The sequence below is a fragment of the Geodermatophilus pulveris genome, assembly GCF_900188375.1.
In the GTDB taxonomy this organism is placed as follows: Bacteria; Actinomycetota; Actinomycetes; order Mycobacteriales; family Geodermatophilaceae; genus Geodermatophilus; species Geodermatophilus pulveris.
Window position 1 is genome coordinate 125818 of sequence record NZ_FZOO01000006.1, and the last position, 17993, is coordinate 143810.

Consider the following 17993-nt stretch of genomic DNA (forward strand, 5'->3'; position numbering starts at 1 on the left):
GGTTCACGACTGTAGGTCTGCCAGGTGACGGTGACGGCGGCCACAGCGCCGTCCACACCCGTTCGGGTCGTCCACAGATCCCCGCCGCCCCTCGCGGCACGCGGGACCCGGGCGCTGGGCTGGCGGGCGTGTCCGCACACCACCCGCCGTCCGCCCGCCCCCCGGCCGCCCGCCCGCTCGTCGCCAGCGCCGACGAGGACCTGCTCGACGACCTCCTCCGGCTGCTCGCGGCGGCCGGCGCCGAGCCGGAGGTCGCCACGGGCGGCCCGGCGCTGCGCCGCGCACACCGGGAGGCGCCGCTGGTCCTGCTCGGCGCCGACGTCCTGGCCGCCCCCTCGGTGCAGGGCCTGCCGCGCCGCCCCGGCGTGGTCGTCGTCGCGCCGGCCGAGCCGCCGGCGCCGGTGTGGGCGGCCGCGGTGGAGCGCGGCGCCGAGCGGGTGGCGGTGCTGCCCGCCGACGAGGGCTGGCTGGTCTCCCGGGTGGCCTCGGCGCTGCGCCGTCCGGTGGACCGGGGACGGCTCGCCGTGGTGGGCGGCAGCTGCGGCGGGGCGGGGGCGAGCACGCTGGCGACGGCGCTGGCGCTGGCCGCAGCCCCGGGTGGCGACGGCGTCCTGCTCGTCGACACCGACGGCTGGGGCGGCGGGCTGGACCTGCTGCTCGGGGCCGAGCGCGACGAGGGACTGCGCTGGCCCGAGCTCGCCGGGCTGCGCGGCCGGGTGGCCGGCGACGCGCTCATGGCCGCGCTGCCGCGGGTCGGCGGGGTGTCCGTGCTCGCCGCCTCGCGCGCCGCGGCCGGGGAGGTGCCCGCGGAGGCGCTGACCGCCGTGGTCGAGGCGGCCCGCGCGGGCGGCTGGCCGGTGGTGGTCGACCTGCCGCGGACGGCCGGGCCGCAGGCGGCCGCGGCGGTGCTGGCCGAGGCCGACCTCGCGGTGCTGGTCGTCCCGGCCCGGCTGCGCGCCGCGTCGGCCGCCCGCCTGCTGGTCGAGCCGCGGCCCGACGGCGCGGCGGCACCGTGGTCCCCGGCGCGGCTGGTGGTGCGGCAGGTGCCCGGCGGGCTGTCGGCCGAGGACGTCGCCGACGTCGTCGGGCGGCCGGTGCTCGCGGTGCTCGGCCACGACCGCACCGCCGTGGCCCGCGGGGAGCAGGGCCACCCGCCCCAGGTCGGCGCCCGCTCGCCGCTGGGTGCCCTGGCCCGCCGGCTGCTCGCCGAGCTGGACCGCGCGGAGGGGGTGGCCGCGTGACCGGCGCGCTGGTCGACCGGGTCCGCGCCCGGCTGGCGCTCGAGCCCGGGGTCCCGACGCGGGCCGCCGTCGCCGCGCTGGTGCGCGAGGAGTCCGGCGGCCTGCTCGGCGACGACGAGGTGCTGCGGGCGGTCCGCGACGCGGTCGACGAGCTGGCCGGCGCCGGGCCGCTGGAGCCGCTGCTGCGCGAGCCCGGCGCCAGCGACGTCCTGGTCAACGGCCCGGACCAGGTGTGGGTCGACCGCGGGGCCGGCCTGGAGCGCACGCCGGTGGGCTTCCCGGACGAGGACGCGGTGCGCCGGCTGGCCGTCCGCCTGGCCGCCGCGGCCGGGCGGCGGCTGGACGACGCCGCGCCGTGGGTGGACGCCGGCCTGCCCGACGGCACCCGGCTGCACGCCGTCCTGCCGCCGGTGTCCGGCGGCGGCACCTGCCTGTCCCTGCGGGTGCTCCGCCGGGCCTCGCTGTCCTTCGCCGACCTGGCGGCGCGCGGCGCCCTGCCCGGGACGAGCGGCGAGCTGCTGCGGGCGCTGGTCGCCGCCCGGCTGGCCTTCCTGGTCACCGGCGGCACCGGCTCGGGCAAGACCACGCTGCTGTCCGCACTGCTCGGGCTGGTGCCCCCCGGCGAGCGGCTGGTGCTCTGCGAGGACGCCCCGGAGCTGACCCCGGCGCACCCGCACGTCGTCCGGCTGCTCACCCGGCCGGCCAACGTGGAGGGCGTCGGGGAGGTGCGGCTGCGCGACCTGGTCCGCCAGGCGCTGCGGATGCGGCCCGACCGGCTCGCGGTCGGCGAGGTGCGCGGGCCGGAGGTGACCGACCTGCTCGCCGCCCTCAACACCGGGCACGACGGGGGGTGCGGCACCCTGCACGCCAACCGGCCGGCCGAGGTCCCGGCCCGGCTGGAGGCGCTCGGCGTGGCCGCGGGCCTGGACCGGCTCGCGGTGCACAGCCAGGCGGCCGCGGCCCTGTCGGTGGTGGTGCACCTGCGCCGGGCGCCGTCGGGACGGCGGGTCGAGGAGGTCGGCGTGGTGCGCCGCGCCGGCGACCTCGTCGTCGTGGAGGCCGGCTGGCGCGCCGACGGCGGCCCCTGCCCGGCGGCCGGGCAGCTGGCCGGGCTGCTCTCGGCGGGGCGCGGGTGAGCGGCGGGCTGCTGCTGCTCGCCGCCGCCCTGCTGGCGTGGCCGGGGCCGGCGGCGCTGCGGCGGGAGCGTCGCCGCCCGGCGACCCGGTGGGCGGACGCCGGGGCCCGCCTGCTGGCCGCCGTCCCGCTGCCGGCGGCCGCGGCCGCGGCTGCGGCCGCGGTCGCCGGGCTGGCCAGCACCCCGCTGGTCGCCGTGCTCGCCGGCGGCTGCGCGGCTCTCGCCGCCCGGGCCGGCCTGCGCCGCCGGGCCGGCGTCCGGCAGGAGGCGGGCCTGGCCGCGCTGGTCGAGGCGCTGGCCGCGCTGGCGGCGGAGCTGCGCAGCGGCCGCTCGCTGGACGAGGCCACCCGCACCGCGGTCGCGGCCTGCGCGGACGACGGCAGCGGGCGCGCGCTGGCCCGGGCGGTGCGGGCGCCGGAGGACGGCGCCGGCCGGCCGCCGGACGCCGACGAGCTCGGGTGTGCCCTGGCCAGGGTGGCGGCGGCCGCGCGGCTGAGCGCGCGCACCGGCTGCTCCCTGGCCGCCGTCGTCGGCGCGGTGGAGGACGACCTGCGGGCCCGGGCCCGCCAGCGGCTGGAGCTGCACTCGGCCACCGCGGGGGCGCAGGCCAGCGCCGCGCTGCTCGCCGGGCTCCCCGTCCTGGGGCTGCTCATGGGCGGGGGCGTCGGCGCCGACCCGTGGCGGGTCCTGACCACCACGGCGACCGGCCAGGTGCTGCTCGTCGCCGGGGTCGGGCTGGAGGTCGGCGGGCTGGCGTGGTCGGCGCGACTGGTCCGCCGGGCGGTGCGGTGAGCGCTGCGGCGGTGGCGCTGCTGCTCGCGGCCGCGCTGCTCTGCTGGCCGGTGCGGTCACCGGTCGCCGTCCGGGCCCGGTGGCTCGCCGCCCGGGACGCGACGGACCCCGTACCGCCACCCGGGGCGGGCGGCGCGCACCGGCGGTGGCTGCTCGCCGGCGCGGCGGGTCTCGCCGCCGGGCTGGTCGTGGGCGGGCTCCCCGGCGTGGCCGTGGCGGGGGTGGCCGCGGTCGGCGGTGACCGGCTGCTGCGCCGCGCCGGTGAGGAGGGCGCACGCGCCGGGCCGCCCCCGGAGGAGGACCTGCCGGTCGCCTGCGACCTGCTGGCGGTCTGCCTGGAGGCGGGCCTGCCCGTGGGCGGCGCGCTCGCCGCGGTGGCCGCCGCGCTGCCCGGCCGCATCGGCCCGGAGCTGGCCGCGGTCGCCGGGCTGTACCGGCTGGGCGCGGCGCCGCGGCGTGCGTGGGCCGACGTCCCGGCCGGGCTGGCCGCGCTCGGCCGGGTGCTGGTGCGCGGCGGCGAGTCCGGGTCGGCCGTCGTCCCGGCGCTGCGGTCGCTGGCCGCCGACGCCCGTGCCGGGCAGCGCAGCCGCGCCGACGCCGCCGTCCGCCGCGCCGGTGTGTGGGTGCTCGCGCCGCTGGGCGTCTGCTTCCTGCCCGCGTTCCTGTGCCTCGGCGTCGTGCCGCTGGTCCTCGGCATCGCCGCCGACGTCTTCGGCTGAGCCCGGCCCGGCGTCCACAGCCGGGGGCGCCGTCCACAGATCGCGCCGCCGGCCGTGCCGGGCGCCGCGACCGCGCCAGGGTCGGTGCACCGGCCCGGCACGCGGGCCCGACACCGAGGAGGTCCCGTGACCGGACCCTGCACCACCCGTCCCGACGGCGGGGAGCTGCCCGACGACCACGCCACCCCGGACGGCGACCGGGCACCCGGGCGGCTGCCGGCCCGCTGGGCCCGCCTCCGGGCCACCGGCGAGGCCGGGATGAGCACCGCCGAGTACGCCGTGGGGACCGTGGCGGCCTGCGCGTTCGCCGCCGTCCTGTACCGGGTGGTCACCGGCGGCTCGGTCGTCGACGGGCTGAGCGCCCTGGTCGCCGACGCGCTGGCCACCCTGTCCTGATGGGCCGCCGGCACCGCGCCGGCCGGCCCTCCGGCGAGGCCGGCATGGTGACGGCCGAGACGGCCGTCGTGCTGCCCGTGCTGCTGCTCGTGCTGGCCGGTGCGGTCGCCGCGGTCACCGTCGTGGGCGCCCAGCTGCGCTGCGTCGACGCCGCCCGCGAGGGGGCCCGGGCCGCCGCCCGCGGCGAGGAGACCTCGCTGGTGACCGCCCTGGCCGGACGGGCTGCACCGGCAGGTGCCCGGACCACCGTGTCCGGCGACGGGACCACCGTCACCGTCACGGTGGTGGCCGACGTGGCACTGCTGGGCCCGGTGCCGCTGCGGGTGCCGGTGGCCGCCTCGGCGGTCACCCGGCGCGAGCCGGGCACCCCTGAGGCGGCGGGGTGAGCCGGCCGACCGGCAGGGCGGGGGAGCGGGGGGCGGCCACGGTGTGGGTGGTGGCCCTGTCCGGTGTCCTCGCCGCCGTGGGCGTGGCCGCGGTGCTCGTCGGCACGGCGGTGGTGGGCCGGCACCGGGCGGCCGCGGCGGCCGACCTGGCGGCCCTGGCCGCGGCCGAACGCGCCGTCCGCGGCGACCCCGCGGCGTGCGCCGCGGCCGGCGAGGTCGCCGGCGCCAACGGCGCCCGGCTGACCGCCTGCGCCGTCGGCGGCGGCGCGGTCGTCGACGTCGCCGTCACGGTGCCGGTCCGGCTCGGCCCGCTGGGCGTCGCCGCGGCCGGCGCCCGCGCCCGCGCCGGTCCCGTCCTCCCGGCGGACTAGAAGACCAGGTCGTCGGCGTCCCCGCCGCAGGAGCCCGCGCGGTCCGGGGCGGGGGCGGGCCCGCCGTCTCCCTCGGTGGCGTCCGCCTCCTCGGCGGCGGCCAGCTCGTCGAGGACGACGTCGAGCACCCGGACCGCGCCGGCCTTGTCCAGCGGCTCGTTGCCGTTGCCGCACTTGGGCGACTGCACGCAGGAGGGGCAGCCGCTCTCGCACTCGCAGCTGGCCACGGTGGCGCGGGTGGCCTGCAGCCAGCGCCGCAGCACCGCGAACCCGCGCTCGGCGAAGCCGGCCCCGCCCGGGTGCCCGTCGTAGACCACGATCGTGGCCGCGCCGGTGTCGGGGTGCAGGCCGGTGGACACCCCGCCGAGGTCCCACCGGTCGCAGGTGGCCAGCAGCGGCAGGAGCCCGATCGCGGCGTGCTCGGCGGCGTGCAGCGACCCGGGCAGCTCCGCGTCGCCGACCTCGGCCCGGCCGACGGCCCGCTCGTCGAGGGTCAGCCACACCGCGCGGGTGCGCAGCTGCCGGGCCGGCAGGTCCAGGGGGAACTCGGCGAGCACCTCGCCGGTGCCCAGCCGGCGGCGCTGGTAGGCGACCACCTGGTTGGTCACGTCGACCACCCCGGTGTGCGCGGTCACGGTGCCGAGGGAGCGCGACCGGTCGGTGGCGGCGATCGCCAGGTCGGTGACGTCGCGGGCCACCGTCGTCCACTCCGGGCTCTCCGCGTGGACGACCGCCACGGCGTCGTCGACGCACAGCTCGTCGACGACGTAGGTCTCGCCGCGGTGCACGTAGACCGCGCCGGTGTGCACGGTGGCGTGCGCGGCGTCGCCGTCCACCGTGCCGAGCAGCCGCCCGGTGTCGCCCTCGATGATCGTGACCGGCGCCAGGCCGCTGCCCCGGATGTCGACGTCCGGCCGGCCCCGCCCGGCCCAGTACCAGCCGGAGGGGCGGCGGCGGAGGGCACCCTCGGCCACCAGCTCCTCGACCCGCGCCCGCGCCGCGGGACCGCCGAAGTCGGCCAGGTCCTCCGGGACGAGCGGCAGCTCGGCGGCGGCGCAGCACAGCTGCGGGCCCAGCACGTAGGGGTTGGTGGGGTCGGTGACAGTGGCCTCCACCGGGCGGCCGAACACCGCGCGCGGGTGGTGGGCCAGGTAGTGGTCCAGCGGGTCGTCGCGCGCGACGAAGACGACCAGCGACTCCCGCTGCGCCCGGCCCGCCCGGCCGGCCTGCTGCCACAGCGAGGCCAGCGTGCCGGGATAGCCAGCCAGCACGACGGCGTCCAGGCCGGCGATGTCGATGCCCAGCTCCAGGGCGTTGGTGGTGGCCACCCCGAGCAGGTCGCCGGCCGACAGCGCCCGCTCGAGCTCGCGGCGCTCCTCGGGCAGGTACCCGCCGCGGTAGGAGTCCACCCGGCGGGCGAGGTCGCCGCGGCCGCGGTCGCGCAGCACGGAGCGGGCCTGGTCGGCCACCGACTCCGCGCTGCGCCGGGAGCGGACGAACGCCAGCGTGCGGGCGCCCCGCTCGACCAGGTCGGCCAGCAGCGTCGCGGCGTCCGCCGCCGCCGAGCGGCGCAGCGGGGCGCCGTGCTCCCCGGTGCGGTCGGTCAGCGGCGGCTCCCACAGCGCGAAGGTCGCACCGGGCCGCGGCGAGCCGTCCTCGGTCACCGCGACGACCGGCGCCCCGACCAGGCGGGTCGCCGCCGCGGCCGGCTCGGCCACCGTGGCCGACGCCAGCAGGAACACCGGCTCGGCGCCGTAGCGGCGGCAGATGCGGCGCAGCCGGCGCAGCACGTGCCCGACGTGGGAGCCGAAGACGCCGCGGTAGGCGTGGCACTCGTCGACCACCACGTAGGCCACCCGGCGCAGCGTGCTCGACCAGCGCTGGTGGGCCGGCAGCACGCCGCGGTGCAGCATGTCGGGGTTGGTGACGATCCAGCGCGAGTGCCGGCGGACCCACTCCCGCTCCTCCACGGGGGTGTCGCCGTCGTAGGCGGCCGGGCGCACCGACGGGTCGGCCAGCGCGGCCACCGACCCCAGCTGGTCGCGCGCCAGCGCCTTGGTCGGCGCCAGGTAGAGCACGCAGGCGCGGGGGTCCTCGGCCAGCCGGGTCAGCGCGGGCAGCTGGTAGGCCAGCGACTTGCCCGACGCCGTCCCGGTGGCCACGACGACGTGCGCGCCGTCCCGGGCCAGCTGCGCGGCCTCCACCTGGTGCCGCCACGGCACCCGCACGCCCTGGGCCTCCAGGCGTGCGCGCAGCTCCGGGCTCACCCAGGCCGGCCACGGCAGGGTGCGGCTGTCCCGCACCGGCATCCGGTGCACGTGGGTGACCGGTTGCTCCCCCTCCGGTGTCCCGGCGAGGACGGCGGCCAGCAGGTCGGCCCCGGGCAGTGCGGAGCCGGCGGGGGAGGGCGACCCACCCTGGGGAAGAGGGTCCGTGCCGGGAGGGGGAGCCGACCGGACCGCGTGGAGCGAGGTCACCCCCTCACTGTCACACCTCCGGGCGACCTCGCGCCGACTGCCGGCGACGGATCCCGCGGGAGGACGGCGGCGACTCGACGGGCCGCAGGGCTAGCGGCACACGGTGTGAGTCCGCTTACACTCCGGCGGCACCAGCCGTGCGGGCCCGCGCGTGCTGGACGCGTACCTCCGCCGACCGGAGCGGGTGTGCCTCGGCGGCAGCTGACTGCTGGAGGAAACACATGCCGGACAGTGCGCTCTCCGGCGGGGACGTCGTCCTGGTGACGATCGTGCTCGCCATCTCCCTCGCCGCCCTCGCCTTCGCCGGCTACCTGGTCCGCGCCGTCCTGGCCGCCGACCAGGGGACGGCGACCATGCGCGAGATCGCCCAGGCGGTGCAGGAGGGTGCCGCGGCGTTCCTGCGCAGACAGTTCAAGACCCTCGGGGTCTTCGCGGTCGTCGTCTTCCTGCTCCTGCTGCTCCTCCCGGTCGCCGACGGCGGCTGGGGGACCAGGCTGGGCCGGGCGCTGTTCTTCCTGGTGGGTGCGCTCTTCTCGGCGGCGGTCGGCTTCATCGGCATGACGCTGGCGACCCGCGGCAACGTCCGGGTCGCCGCGGCCGCCCGAGGCGGCGGGTACCAGCCCTCCTTCCGCATCGCCTACCGGACCGGCGGCGTGGTCGGGATGATCACCATCGGCCTGGGCCTGTTCGGCTCGGCGCTGGCACTGCTCTTCTTCGACGAGACCGCGCCGATCGTCCTCGAGGGGTTCGGCTTCGGCGGGGCCCTGCTGGCCATGTTCATGCGCGTCGGCGGCGGCATCTTCACCAAGGCCGCCGACGTCGGGGCGGACCTGGTCGGCAAGGTGGAGGCCGGCATCCCCGAGGACGACCCGCGGAACGCGGCGACCATCGCCGACAACGTGGGCGACAACGTCGGTGACTGCGCCGGGATGGCCGCCGACCTGTTCGAGTCCTACGCGGTCACCCTGGTCGCCGCCCTCATCCTGGGCCAGGTCTTCTTCGGCAACGTGGGCATGGTGTTCCCGCTGCTGGTCGCGGCCATCGGCGTGATCGCCTCCGTCGTCGGCGTGCTGGCCACCAGGCCGGGCGCCAACGACACCTCCGGGATGGTGCCGATCAACCGCGGCTTCTTCGCCTCCGCCGTGGTCTCCCTCGTCCTCGTCGCCGCGGCGTCCTTCGTGTACCTGCCCAGCGTCTCCGACGTGGCCGACCTGGAGGTGAGCCCGCAGGTGCTCGGCTTCGTGTCGGTCCTCATCGGCGTCGTGCTGGCCGCGACCATCCAGCAGCTCACCGGCTACTTCACCGAGACCAGCCGCAAGCCGGTCAAGGACATCGGCCGCAGCTCGCTGACCGGCCCGGCCACCGTGATCCTCTCCGGCATCTCCCTCGGGCTGGAGTCCGCCGTGTACGCGGCGCTGCTCATCGGCGGCGCCGTCTACGGCGCCTTCCTGGTCGGCGGTGGGGCCGCCCTCTACGCCGTGGCCCTCGCCGGGTGCGGCCTGCTCACCACCGCCGGCGTCATCGTCGCGATGGACACGTTCGGCCCGGTGAGCGACAACGCGCAGGGCATCGCCGAGATGTCCGGGGACATCGACGAGGACGGCGCCCGGGTGCTCACCGACCTCGACGCCGTCGGCAACACGACCAAGGCCATCACCAAGGGCATCGCGATCGCGACGGCGGTGCTGGCCGCCACCGCGCTCTTCGGGTCCTACAACGCCCAGGTCGGGGTGGCGCTCGACGAGGCCGGGGAGACCCTCGGCGACTCCTTCAGCCTGGTCAACCCGAACAACGTCGTCGGCGCGGTGCTCGGCGCCGCGGTGGTCTTCTTCTTCTCCGGGCTGGCCATCAGCGCCGTGTCGCGGGCGGCCGGCCGGGTGGTCTTCGAGGTGCGGGAGCAGTTCCGCACCCGGCCGGGGATCATGGACCGCACCGAGCGGCCCGACTACAGCGCGGTCGTCGACATCTGCACCAAGGACTCGCTGCGCGAGCTGGCGACTCCCGGCCTGCTGGCCGTCCTCGCCCCGGTGGCGGTGGGCTTCGGCCTGGGCATCGGCCCGCTGGCCGCCTACCTGGTCGGCGCCATCGCGGCCGGCACGCTGATGGCGGTCTTCCTCGCCAACTCCGGTGGGGCCTGGGACAACGCGAAGAAGATGGTCGAGGACGGCGCCTACGGCGGCAAGGGCAGCGAGGCGCACGCCGCCACCGTCATCGGCGACACCGTCGGCGACCCCTTCAAGGACACGGCCGGGCCGGCGATCAACCCGCTGATCAAGGTGATGAACCTCGTCGCCCTGATCATCGCCCCCGCCGTCGTCGCGCTGTCGGTCGGCGAGGACGCCCAGACCGGCCTGCGCATCGCCATCGCGGTCGGCGCCCTGCTGGTGATCGTGGTCGCGGTCGTCGTCTCCAAGCGCCGCTCGGTCGTCGTCGGCGGCACCTCGGCCGACACCTCCACGTCGCTGACCACCAGCGTCCCCTGAGCCCACCCGCCCGACCCTCCGGCACGGACCGGCCGTGCCGGGGGGTCGGCGCGCACCTGTGGACGGCGGCCGGCCCTGTGGACGGCCGGCCGGGGGAGGACGCGCGGCCGCCCTAGCGTCCCGGCGCACCGGTCCCGCCGTGGGCCCGGGCAGTCGCCGGGAGGTCCTCGTGTCCGTGGTGTCCGTCGAACCCGATGCCCTCGACGGGTTGGCCGCGCAGCTCCTCGGACTGGCGGCCGACCTGGCGGCCGAGGCGGACGAGTGCACCCGGGCCGTCGGGCTCCTCCGGTCGGCCGCCGTGGGCGACCTCGCCGCCGCCACGGCGACGGCCGGCTCGGCGTGGTCGCAGGTGCTCGGGTGCCTGGCGCAGCACGACGCCGCCTTCTCCTCCGCGCTGTACGCGGTGGCCGCCGAGTACCGGGCCGCGGACGCCGCCCTGGCGCAGGACATCGGTGGCTCGCCGACCACCGAGGCGGCCGGTCCCCGGTGATCGACGGCGACGTCGCGGCGATGACGACCTGGGACGTCGAGCAGCTCCGTGCCGCCGTGGCCGTGCTGGACGCCGTGCTGGACCGGCTCCCCGTCGTCCGCCACCGTTTCGACGAGGTCACCCGGACGGTCTGGGCGGGTGCCGTGTGGAGCGGTCCGGCCGGTCTGGCCGCAGCCGGATCCCTGTCCCGGCTGTCCGCAGCGGCCGCCTCGGCCGGCGGGGACCTGGAGGACTCGATCGGCTGGCTGCGCCGCGCGGCCTCCGAGGCGGCCGAGGCGCAGGAGGTCGCCCGCCGCGCTGCGGAGGTCGCAGACCGCCTACGGCACGGCGCGTCCTCGGTGGCCGTCGGCGCCGTGGCCGCGGGAGACCCCGACCTGGCCGCCCTGGAGCTGCAGCTCCAGGACCTCCAGGACCGCGCCCGGCAGCACGCGGCCGACGCCGCGGCGGTGGCCACCCGTGCAGCCGAGGCCCTCTCCGGGCTCGACGCGGTCGCCGACCTCGCGCCGACGAGCTGGCGCGGCTGGACGAGTGGACTGCCGGGGCGGCACCTCGTCGAGCCGCCCACGATGCCGACCGGAGCGGTCCCCGAGGACACGGCCGCGTGGTGGTCGGTGTTGTCGCCGGCGCAGCAGTGGGCCGCGATCGCCCGCGACCCGGCAGCGGTGGGCGCGCTCCCGGGCGTCCCGGCGTGGGCGCGGGACCGGGCCAACCGCGTGCTGCTCGCCCAGGCCGTGGCCACCGCGGGCGGTGCCGAGCACGACACCGCGATCGCCGTCGCCCGCGAGGTCTCCGACCGTGAGGCGGCGGGAGAGGAGGTGCAACTGCTGGAGCTGGACGTCGGAGCCGGGCTCGCCGCGCTCGCGCTCGGTGACCTCGACACAGCTGAGTCCGTGGGAGTCCTCGTACCGGGGGTCGGTACCGAGGTGGCGGACGACCTCGACGCCGTGGCCGAGGACGCAGACGCCGTTGCCGACGCGGCGCGAGCGGCGGCCCCCGGTCTGGCCGTGGCCACCGTGGCGTGGCTGGGGTACCGGACCCCGCCGGGTGTCGTCAGTGCCGCGGTACGACCCAGGTACGCCCGGGACGGCGGGAGGGCCCTGGACACCACGCTCGACGGGCTCGCCGCCGCACGGGCCGTCGCCGGGACCCCGCGCCCGCACACCGGCGTGCTCGGGCACAGCTACGGCACGAAGGTGGTCGCTGCGGCCGCTGCGGAGGAGGGGCTGCTCGCGGCCGACGACGTCGGCCTGCTGGGGAGCCCGGGGGTCCCGGGCGAGGCCGACGACCTCGAGGTCCCGGAGGTCTTCCAGGCCACCGGGGCCGACGACTGGATCAGGTGGCCTGCCGCTGTCTTCGAGGCGTTGGACGCGCCCGGGTTCCAGAGCGCTCCTTCCTCACCGCACTACGGTGCGATCACCCTGCCGGTCGACGAGGGAGCGGGCCACTCGGACTACTACGAGCGCGGATCCGCCACGCTCACGGGGATCGGCGAGCGTCTGGCGGTGGGCGATCGACCGGGCTGACGGGTCGTCGCCGCGCGGGAACACCCGGCCCCCGCCGACCATTGGAGCGGGTGACGGCGCGCCCACGGTGGGTCGCCACGCGGTCACCCGCCGGGCTCGTGGCCTACCGTGGCGTCGCCGAGGGCGGGCGGCCACGGTCGCCCCGCCCGGCGCCGGCCCACCGGCGTCTGCACCCAGCAGCACCGACAGGAGCACCGTGGCACCCACGAAGACCACGAACACCGGAACCCGGACCGCCGCGGCGGCCTCCGGCGGCACGGGCACGCCGGCCCGCCGCCGGACCGCTGCCGGGGGTGGGCGGCCACTGGTCATCGTGGAGTCACCGACCAAGGCCGGCAAGATCGCCGGCTACCTGGGCAACGGCTACGTCGTCGAGGCCAGCGTGGGTCACATCCGCGACCTGCCGCGCAACGCCGCCGACGTGCCGGCCGAGCACAAGGGCGAGTCCTGGGCGCGCCTGGGCGTCGACGTCGACAACTCCTTCGAGCCGCTCTACGTGGTGAGCCCTGACCGCAGGCAGCAGGTCAGCCGGCTCAAGCAACTGGTCAAGGACGCCAGCGAGGTCTACCTCGCCACCGACGAGGACCGCGAGGGCGAGGCCATCGCCTGGCACCTGGTCGACACCCTCAAGCCGCGGGTCCCGGTGCGCCGCATGGTCTTCCACGAGATCACCCCGGAGGCCATCGCCCGCGCCGTGGCCAACCCCCGGGAGCTGGACACCGCGCTGGTCGACGCGCAGGAGACCCGCCGCATCCTGGACCGGCTCTACGGCTACGAGGTCAGCCCCGTGCTGTGGAAGAAGGTGCTGCCCAAGCTGTCGGCCGGCCGGGTGCAGTCGGTGGCCACCCGGATCGTCGTGGAGCGCGAGCGGGAGCGGATGGCGTTCCACGCGGCCGACTACTGGTCGCTGGAGGGCACCTTCGCCGTCCCCGGCCGGAAGACCGGCGCCGACGAGGGCGAGCCGACGACGCTGCGCGCCCGCCTGGTGAGCGTCGACGACAGCCGGGTGGCCACCGGCCGCGACTTCGATCCGGCGACCGGCCGGGTGACCGGCGAGGTCGTGCACCTCGACGAGGCCGGTGCCCGCGGGCTGGCCGCCCGCCTGGAGGGCCGGCAGGTCTCCGTCAGCCGGGTCGACGAGAAGCCCTACCGGCGCCGTCCGTACGCGCCGTTCACCACGTCCACGTTGCAGATGGAGGCCGGCCGCAAGCTCGGCTGGTCGTCCGCGCAGGTCATGCGGGTGGCCCAGCGGCTGTACGAGAACGGCCACATCACCTACATGCGCACCGACTCGACGAACCTGTCGACCGAGGCGGTCAACGCCGCCCGCACCCAGGCCCGCGAGCTCTACGGCGACGCCTACGTCCCGGCAGAGGCCCGCCGGTACAGCAAGAAGGCCAAGGGCGCCCAGGAGGCGCACGAGGCGATCCGCCCGGCCGGTGACTCCTTCCGCACCCCCGGTCAGCTCGCCGGCCAGCTGGCCCGCGACGAGTTCCGCCTCTACGAGCTCGTCTGGCAGCGCACCATCGCCTCGCAGATGGCCGACGCCGTCGGGCAGAGCGTGAGCATCCGGCTGGCCGGGCGCAGCAGCACCGACGAGGCGGTCGAGTTCACCGCCAGCGGCCGCACCATCACCTTCCCCGGGTTCCTGCGCGCCTACGTGGAGTCCCGCGACGAGGGCGCCCGCGGCGAGGACGACCACGGCAGCGACGACGCCGAGCGCCGGCTGCCGCAGGTGGAGCGCGGCCAGCGGCTCGACACCCGCGAGCTGGAGGCCAAGGGGCACACCACCACCCCGCCGTCGCGCTACACCGAGCCGAGCCTGGTCGCGCGGCTGGAGGAGCTCGGCATCGGCCGACCCTCCACCTACGCGTCGATCATGCAGACCATCCAGGACCGCGGCTACGTCTGGAAGAAGGGCGCCGCGCTGGTGCCCACCTTCGTGGCCTTCGCCGTGGTCAACCTGCTGGAGCAGCACTTCGCCCAGCTCGTCGACTACGACTTCACCGCTCTGCTGGAGAACGAGCTCGACGAGATCGCGGCCGGCGAGCTGGGCCGGGTCGACTGGCTCACCGAGTTCTACTTCGGCGGCGAGGGCCGGCACGCCGGCGGGATCGCGGCCTCCGGCGGGCTCAAGTCGGTCATCGGCCAGCAGCTGGAGGAGATCGACGCCCGCGGGGTCAACTCCATCCCGCTGCGGGCGACCGGACCCGACGGCGAGCCGGTGGTCGTCCGGGTCGGGCGCTACGGGCCCTACCTGCAGGTCGGCGGTGAGGAGGGTCCGCGCGTGAGCCTGCCCGAGGACCTCGCTCCCGACGAGCTGACCCAGGTGAAGGTCGACGAGCTGCTGGCCGCGCCCTCCGGCGACCGCGGGCTCGGCACCGACCCGGCCTCCGGCCTGGCGGTCGTGGTCAAGGCCGGCCGCTACGGCCCCTACGTCACCACCGTGGTGCCCGAGGGCAGCAAGGAGAGCCCGCGGACGGCGAGCCTGTTCTCGTCCATGTCGCCGGAGACGGTGACCCTGGAGCAGGCGCTGCAGCTGCTCACGCTGCCGCGCACGGTCGGCACCGCCCCGGACGGCGAGGAGATCCAGGCCCTCAACGGCCGGTACGGGCCCTACCTGAAGAAGGGCAGCGACTCCCGGTCGCTGGAGTCCGAGGACCGGCTGTTCACCGTCACCCTCGACGAGGCGCTGGCTGTCTTCGCCCAACCCAAGCAACGCGGCCGGGCGGCCGCCAAGGCACCGCTCAAGGAGCTGGGCGCCGACCCGGTCACCCAGGGCACGGTCACCCTCCGCGAGGGTCGCTTCGGCCCGTACGTGACCGACGGCGAGACCAACGCCAGCCTGCGCAAGGGCGACGACGTCGAGAGCATCACGCTCGAGCGGGCCGCCGAGCTGCTGGCCGACCGGCGCGCCAACCCGGGCACCCGGAAGAAGGCGACGGCCAGGAAGGCCGGGGGGACGGCGAAGAAGGCCGGGGGGACGGCGAAGAAGGCCGGGGGGGCGGCGAAGAAGACCGCCGCCAAGAAGACCGCCGCCACGAAGAAGGCCAGCCCCAGCGGCGACGCCGTCCCCGCCGGCTGAGCGGACGCCGCGGGCGGGCTCACCGCGCCCCGGGGGCCGCCCCGACGGCGAACACCCGCCGGAAGGGCAGCAGCGTCGTCCCGTCCGGCCGGGGCGGGTAGGCGGCCCGCAGTGCTGCGGCGTACTCGGCGGTCAGCTCGGCGGCGTCGTCCTCCCCGAGCCGGCCGAGCACCGGGCGCAGCACGGTGCTGCGCACCCAGCCGAGCACCGGGTCGGGCCCGCGCAGCACGTGCAGGTACGTCGTCTCCCACGCGTCGACGGCCAGCCCTGCCCCGGCGAGCACCTCGAGGTAGCCGGCCGGGTCCAGCACGGCGTCCTCGCGCGGCGCGGCGTCGCCCACCGACCCGGCCCAGCGCGGCGAGCGGCACAGCTGCGCCAGCAGCGCGTGCGTCGGCGCCCGCCAGTTGCCCGGGACCTGCAGCGCCAGCCACCCGCCGGGCGCCAGCTGCCCGGCCCACCGGCGCAGCAGCGCGTCATGCCCGGGCACCCAGTGCAGGACGGCGTTGGTGACCAGCACGTCGACCGGCCCCTCGGGCTGCCAGGCGTGCACGTCGCCGGCCGCGAACCGCACCCGGCCCGGGACGGCGTGGGCGGCGGCCGCGGCCAGCATCTCCGCCGAGGAGTCGATCCCGGTGACCTGCGCCCCCGGCCACCGCTGCGCCAGCGACGCGGTCAGGGCACCCTCGCCGCAGCCGAGGTCCACGACCGTGCGGGGGTCACGGGCGCCGACGCGGGCCAGCAGGTCGGTGAACGGCCGCGCCCGCTCGTCGCCGAAGCGCAGGTATCCGGCCGGGTCCCAGGCGGCGGCGGTGGTCACGTGCCGACCCTAGGGCCGGTCGCCCCGGCACCGTCGGCGGCGGCCGGTACCGTCGGCGGCGCACCGCCACCCACCAGCCCGGGAGCCCGCCATCCCCGTGTCCGCCGACGGCCCGTCCGACCCGCCGCGCGGGCTGTTCGTCGCCTTCGAGGGCGGGGAGGGCGCGGGCAAGTCCACCCAGGTCCGGCTGCTGTGCGAGTGGCTGGCCGCCCGCGGCCGGGCGGCGCGGGCCACCTTCGAGCCCGGCGGCACCCCGGCCGGGGCCGCCGTCCGCGCGATCGTGCTCGACCGCGCGCACACCGGCCTGGCCCCCCGCGCCGAGGCACTGCTCTACGCCGCCGACCGCGCCCAGCACGCGCACGCCGTCCTGCACCCGGCCCTGGCGGCCGGCGAGGTGGTCGTCACCGACCGCTACGTGGACAGCTCGCTGGCCTACCAGGGCGCCGGGCGCACCCTCGACCTCGACGAGGTGGCGGCGCTGTCCCGCTGGGCCACCCGGGGGCTGCGCCCGGACCTCACCGTGCTGCTCGACCTCGCCCCGGAGACCGGCCTGGCCCGCGCCCGGGGCCGCGCGGCCGCCGACCGCCTGGAGTCGGAGTCGCTGGGGTTCCACCGGCGGGTCCGCGACAGCTTCCGGGCGCTGGCCGCCGCCGAGCCCGGCCGCTACCTGGTCCTGGACGCCACCCGCGCCGTCGAGGACCTCGCTGCCGACGTCCGCGCGCGGGTCGGCGCGCTGCTGGAGCCGCGGTGAGCGGGGTCTGGGACCAGGTGGTCGGCCAGCCGGCGGTCGTCGCCGAGCTGCGGGCCGCGGTCGCCGACCCGGCGGCGATGACCCACGCGTGGCTGTTCACCGGCCCGCCGGGCTCCGGGCGGTCGGTCGCCGCCCGCGCGTTCGCCGCGGCCCTGCAGTGCCCGGACGGCGGCGACGGCACCTGCCACGCCTGCCGCACGGTGCTCTCCGGCACCCACGCCGACGTCACCGTCATCGTCCCGGACGGGCTGTCGATCGGCGTCGTGGAGGCCCGCGAGCTGGTGCGGGTCGCCGGCCGGGCGCCCACCCAGGGCCGCTGGCAGATGATCATCGTCGAGGACGCCGACCGGATGAGCGAGTCGGCGGCCAACGCGGTGCTCAAGATGATCGAGGAGCCGCCGCCGCGGACCGTCGTCATGCTCTGCGCGCCCAGCCTGCACCCCGACGACGTCCCGGTGACCATCCGGTCCCGCTGCCGGGTGGTGGGCTTGCGCACCCCCGCCGCCGACGCCGTCGCCGACGTCCTGGTCCGCCGGGACGGCGTGGACCCCGCGCTGGCCGCCTGGTCCGCCGGCGCCTCGGGGGGCCACGTCGGGCGCGCCCGGCGGCTGGCCCGGGACGAGGACGCGCGGATGGCCCGCAAGGCCGTCCTCGACGTGCCGCTGTCCCTGGTGTCGCTGGCCGCCTGCCTCAGTGCCGCCGACGACCTCGTGGGCACCGCGCAGGAGGAGACCGACGCGGCGACCGGGGCGCTCAACGGCGCCGAGACCGAGGCCCTCAAGGCCAGCCTGGGGGTCGGCGCCCGCGGGCCGGGCGTCGCCGCCGCCAGCCGGGGGGCGGGGCAGCTCAAGGAGCTGGAGAAGCGGCAGAAGTCGCGCGCCACCCGCATCGGCCGGGACTCCCTGGACCGGGCGCTGGTCGACCTCGCCGGGCTGTACCGGGACGCGCTGGTCCTGCACGCCGCGCCGTCGGAGCGCCTGCCGCTGAACCACCCCGACCGGCGCTCCGACGCCGAGGAGCTGGCCCGGCGGATCGGCCCGGAGGGGGCCCTGCGGCGCATCGACGCCGTGCTCGCCTGCCGCCGGGCGCTGGAGCAGAACGTGAAGCCGCAGGTCGCCGTCGAGGCGCTCACCGTGGCGTTGCGCCTGCCGTCCTGACCCGCCGGGGCCCGCGACCCGGGGGCACGGCCGTCCCGTAAGCTGGCCGCGCACGTCCGCCGCCTTAGCTCAGTCGGTAGAGCATCTCACTCGTAATGAGAAGGTCGTCGGTTCGATTCCGACAGGCGGCTCCCACCCCCCTCGACCCGGCCGCGCCGGCTGAAACCACG

At 77.8% G+C, this 17993-nt stretch carries 15 protein-coding genes and 1 tRNA gene; 14 read left to right on the forward strand and 2 right to left on the reverse strand.

Annotated features, from left to right (window positions below):
- Positions 1-128 precede the first annotated feature (128 nt).
- The 7 genes from ssd (at position 129) to CHB98_RS13670 (ending at position 5040) form a co-directional block, all read left to right on the forward strand.
- Positions 129-1241: a septum site-determining protein Ssd gene (gene ssd / locus CHB98_RS13640; RefSeq protein WP_089306153.1), complete on the forward strand. Its 1113-nt coding sequence runs from the start codon at positions 129-131 to the stop codon at positions 1239-1241.
- Positions 1238-2377, forward strand: coding sequence for a TadA family conjugal transfer-associated ATPase (locus tag CHB98_RS13645; RefSeq protein WP_089306154.1), 1140 nt, complete (start codon positions 1238-1240; stop codon positions 2375-2377). Before ssd ends, CHB98_RS13645 begins: the two co-directional genes overlap by 4 nt.
- Positions 2374-3168 (forward strand): pilus assembly protein TadB, encoded by a 795-nt coding sequence (locus tag CHB98_RS13650; RefSeq protein WP_089306155.1) that lies wholly within the window; start codon positions 2374-2376, stop codon positions 3166-3168. Before CHB98_RS13645 ends, CHB98_RS13650 begins: the two co-directional genes overlap by 4 nt.
- Positions 3165-3887: a type II secretion system F family protein gene (locus CHB98_RS13655; RefSeq protein ID WP_089306271.1), complete on the forward strand. Its 723-nt coding sequence runs from the start codon at positions 3165-3167 to the stop codon at positions 3885-3887. The genes CHB98_RS13650 and CHB98_RS13655 overlap by 4 nt, the downstream gene beginning before the upstream one ends.
- Before the next feature lie 126 nt (positions 3888-4013).
- Positions 4014-4283 carry a DUF4244 domain-containing protein gene (locus CHB98_RS13660; protein ID WP_089306156.1) on the forward strand — a complete coding sequence of 90 codons (270 nt, stop codon included), beginning with the start codon at positions 4014-4016 and terminating at the stop codon, positions 4281-4283.
- The gene (locus tag CHB98_RS13665) at positions 4283-4669 is read left to right on the forward strand and encodes a TadE family type IV pilus minor pilin (protein WP_089306157.1); all 387 of its coding nucleotides are present in this window, start codon (positions 4283-4285) and stop codon (positions 4667-4669) included. The genes CHB98_RS13660 and CHB98_RS13665 overlap by 1 nt, the downstream gene beginning before the upstream one ends.
- On the forward strand, positions 4666-5040 hold the full coding sequence (locus tag CHB98_RS13670) for an Rv3654c family TadE-like protein (protein ID WP_089306158.1): 375 nt from the start codon (positions 4666-4668) through the stop codon (positions 5038-5040). Before CHB98_RS13665 ends, CHB98_RS13670 begins: the two co-directional genes overlap by 4 nt.
- On the opposite strand, the gene CHB98_RS13675 is transcribed toward CHB98_RS13670, so the two are convergent.
- Positions 5037-7517: a DEAD/DEAH box helicase gene (locus tag CHB98_RS13675; RefSeq protein WP_245821145.1), complete on the reverse strand. Its 2481-nt coding sequence runs from the start codon at positions 7515-7517 to the stop codon at positions 5037-5039. The two genes, CHB98_RS13670 and CHB98_RS13675, sit on opposite strands and share 4 nt — an antisense overlap.
- 221 nt (positions 7518-7738) lie before the next feature.
- On the opposite strand from CHB98_RS13675, the gene CHB98_RS13680 reads away from it, so the two are divergent.
- The 4 genes from CHB98_RS13680 (at position 7739) to topA (ending at position 15098) form a co-directional block, all read left to right on the forward strand.
- Positions 7739-10000 (forward strand): sodium-translocating pyrophosphatase, encoded by a 2262-nt coding sequence (locus tag CHB98_RS13680; RefSeq protein ID WP_089306159.1) that lies wholly within the window; start codon positions 7739-7741, stop codon positions 9998-10000.
- Positions 10001-10175: 175 nt separating this feature from the next.
- On the forward strand, positions 10176-10490 hold the full coding sequence (locus CHB98_RS13685; RefSeq protein ID WP_143425085.1) for a hypothetical protein: 315 nt from the start codon (positions 10176-10178) through the stop codon (positions 10488-10490).
- Positions 10487-12013, forward strand: coding sequence for an alpha/beta hydrolase (locus tag CHB98_RS13690; RefSeq protein WP_089306161.1), 1527 nt, complete (start codon positions 10487-10489; stop codon positions 12011-12013). Before CHB98_RS13685 ends, CHB98_RS13690 begins: the two co-directional genes overlap by 4 nt.
- Before the next feature lie 196 nt (positions 12014-12209).
- Positions 12210-15098 (forward strand): type I DNA topoisomerase, encoded by a 2889-nt coding sequence (gene topA, locus CHB98_RS13695; RefSeq protein ID WP_089306162.1) that lies wholly within the window; start codon positions 12210-12212, stop codon positions 15096-15098.
- Positions 15099-15117: 19 nt separating this feature from the next.
- Here topA and CHB98_RS13700 read toward each other — a convergent pair whose 3' ends face one another.
- Entirely contained in the window at positions 15118-15915 is a 798-nt protein-coding gene (locus CHB98_RS13700) for a trans-aconitate 2-methyltransferase (protein ID WP_089306163.1), read from the reverse strand.
- A gap of 97 nt (positions 15916-16012) precedes the next feature.
- Between CHB98_RS13700 and tmk the strand changes: the two genes are divergently transcribed.
- From tmk to CHB98_RS13715, 3 genes are all read left to right on the forward strand, one after another.
- Positions 16013-16666: a dTMP kinase gene (gene tmk / locus CHB98_RS13705; protein WP_245821146.1), complete on the forward strand. Its 654-nt coding sequence runs from the start codon at positions 16013-16015 to the stop codon at positions 16664-16666.
- On the forward strand, positions 16663-17823 hold the full coding sequence (locus CHB98_RS13710; RefSeq protein ID WP_089306165.1) for a DNA polymerase III subunit delta': 1161 nt from the start codon (positions 16663-16665) through the stop codon (positions 17821-17823). The genes tmk and CHB98_RS13710 overlap by 4 nt, the downstream gene beginning before the upstream one ends.
- Before the next feature lie 58 nt (positions 17824-17881).
- Positions 17882-17954, forward strand: a tRNA-Thr gene (locus tag CHB98_RS13715).
- Positions 17955-17993 lie beyond the last annotated feature (39 nt).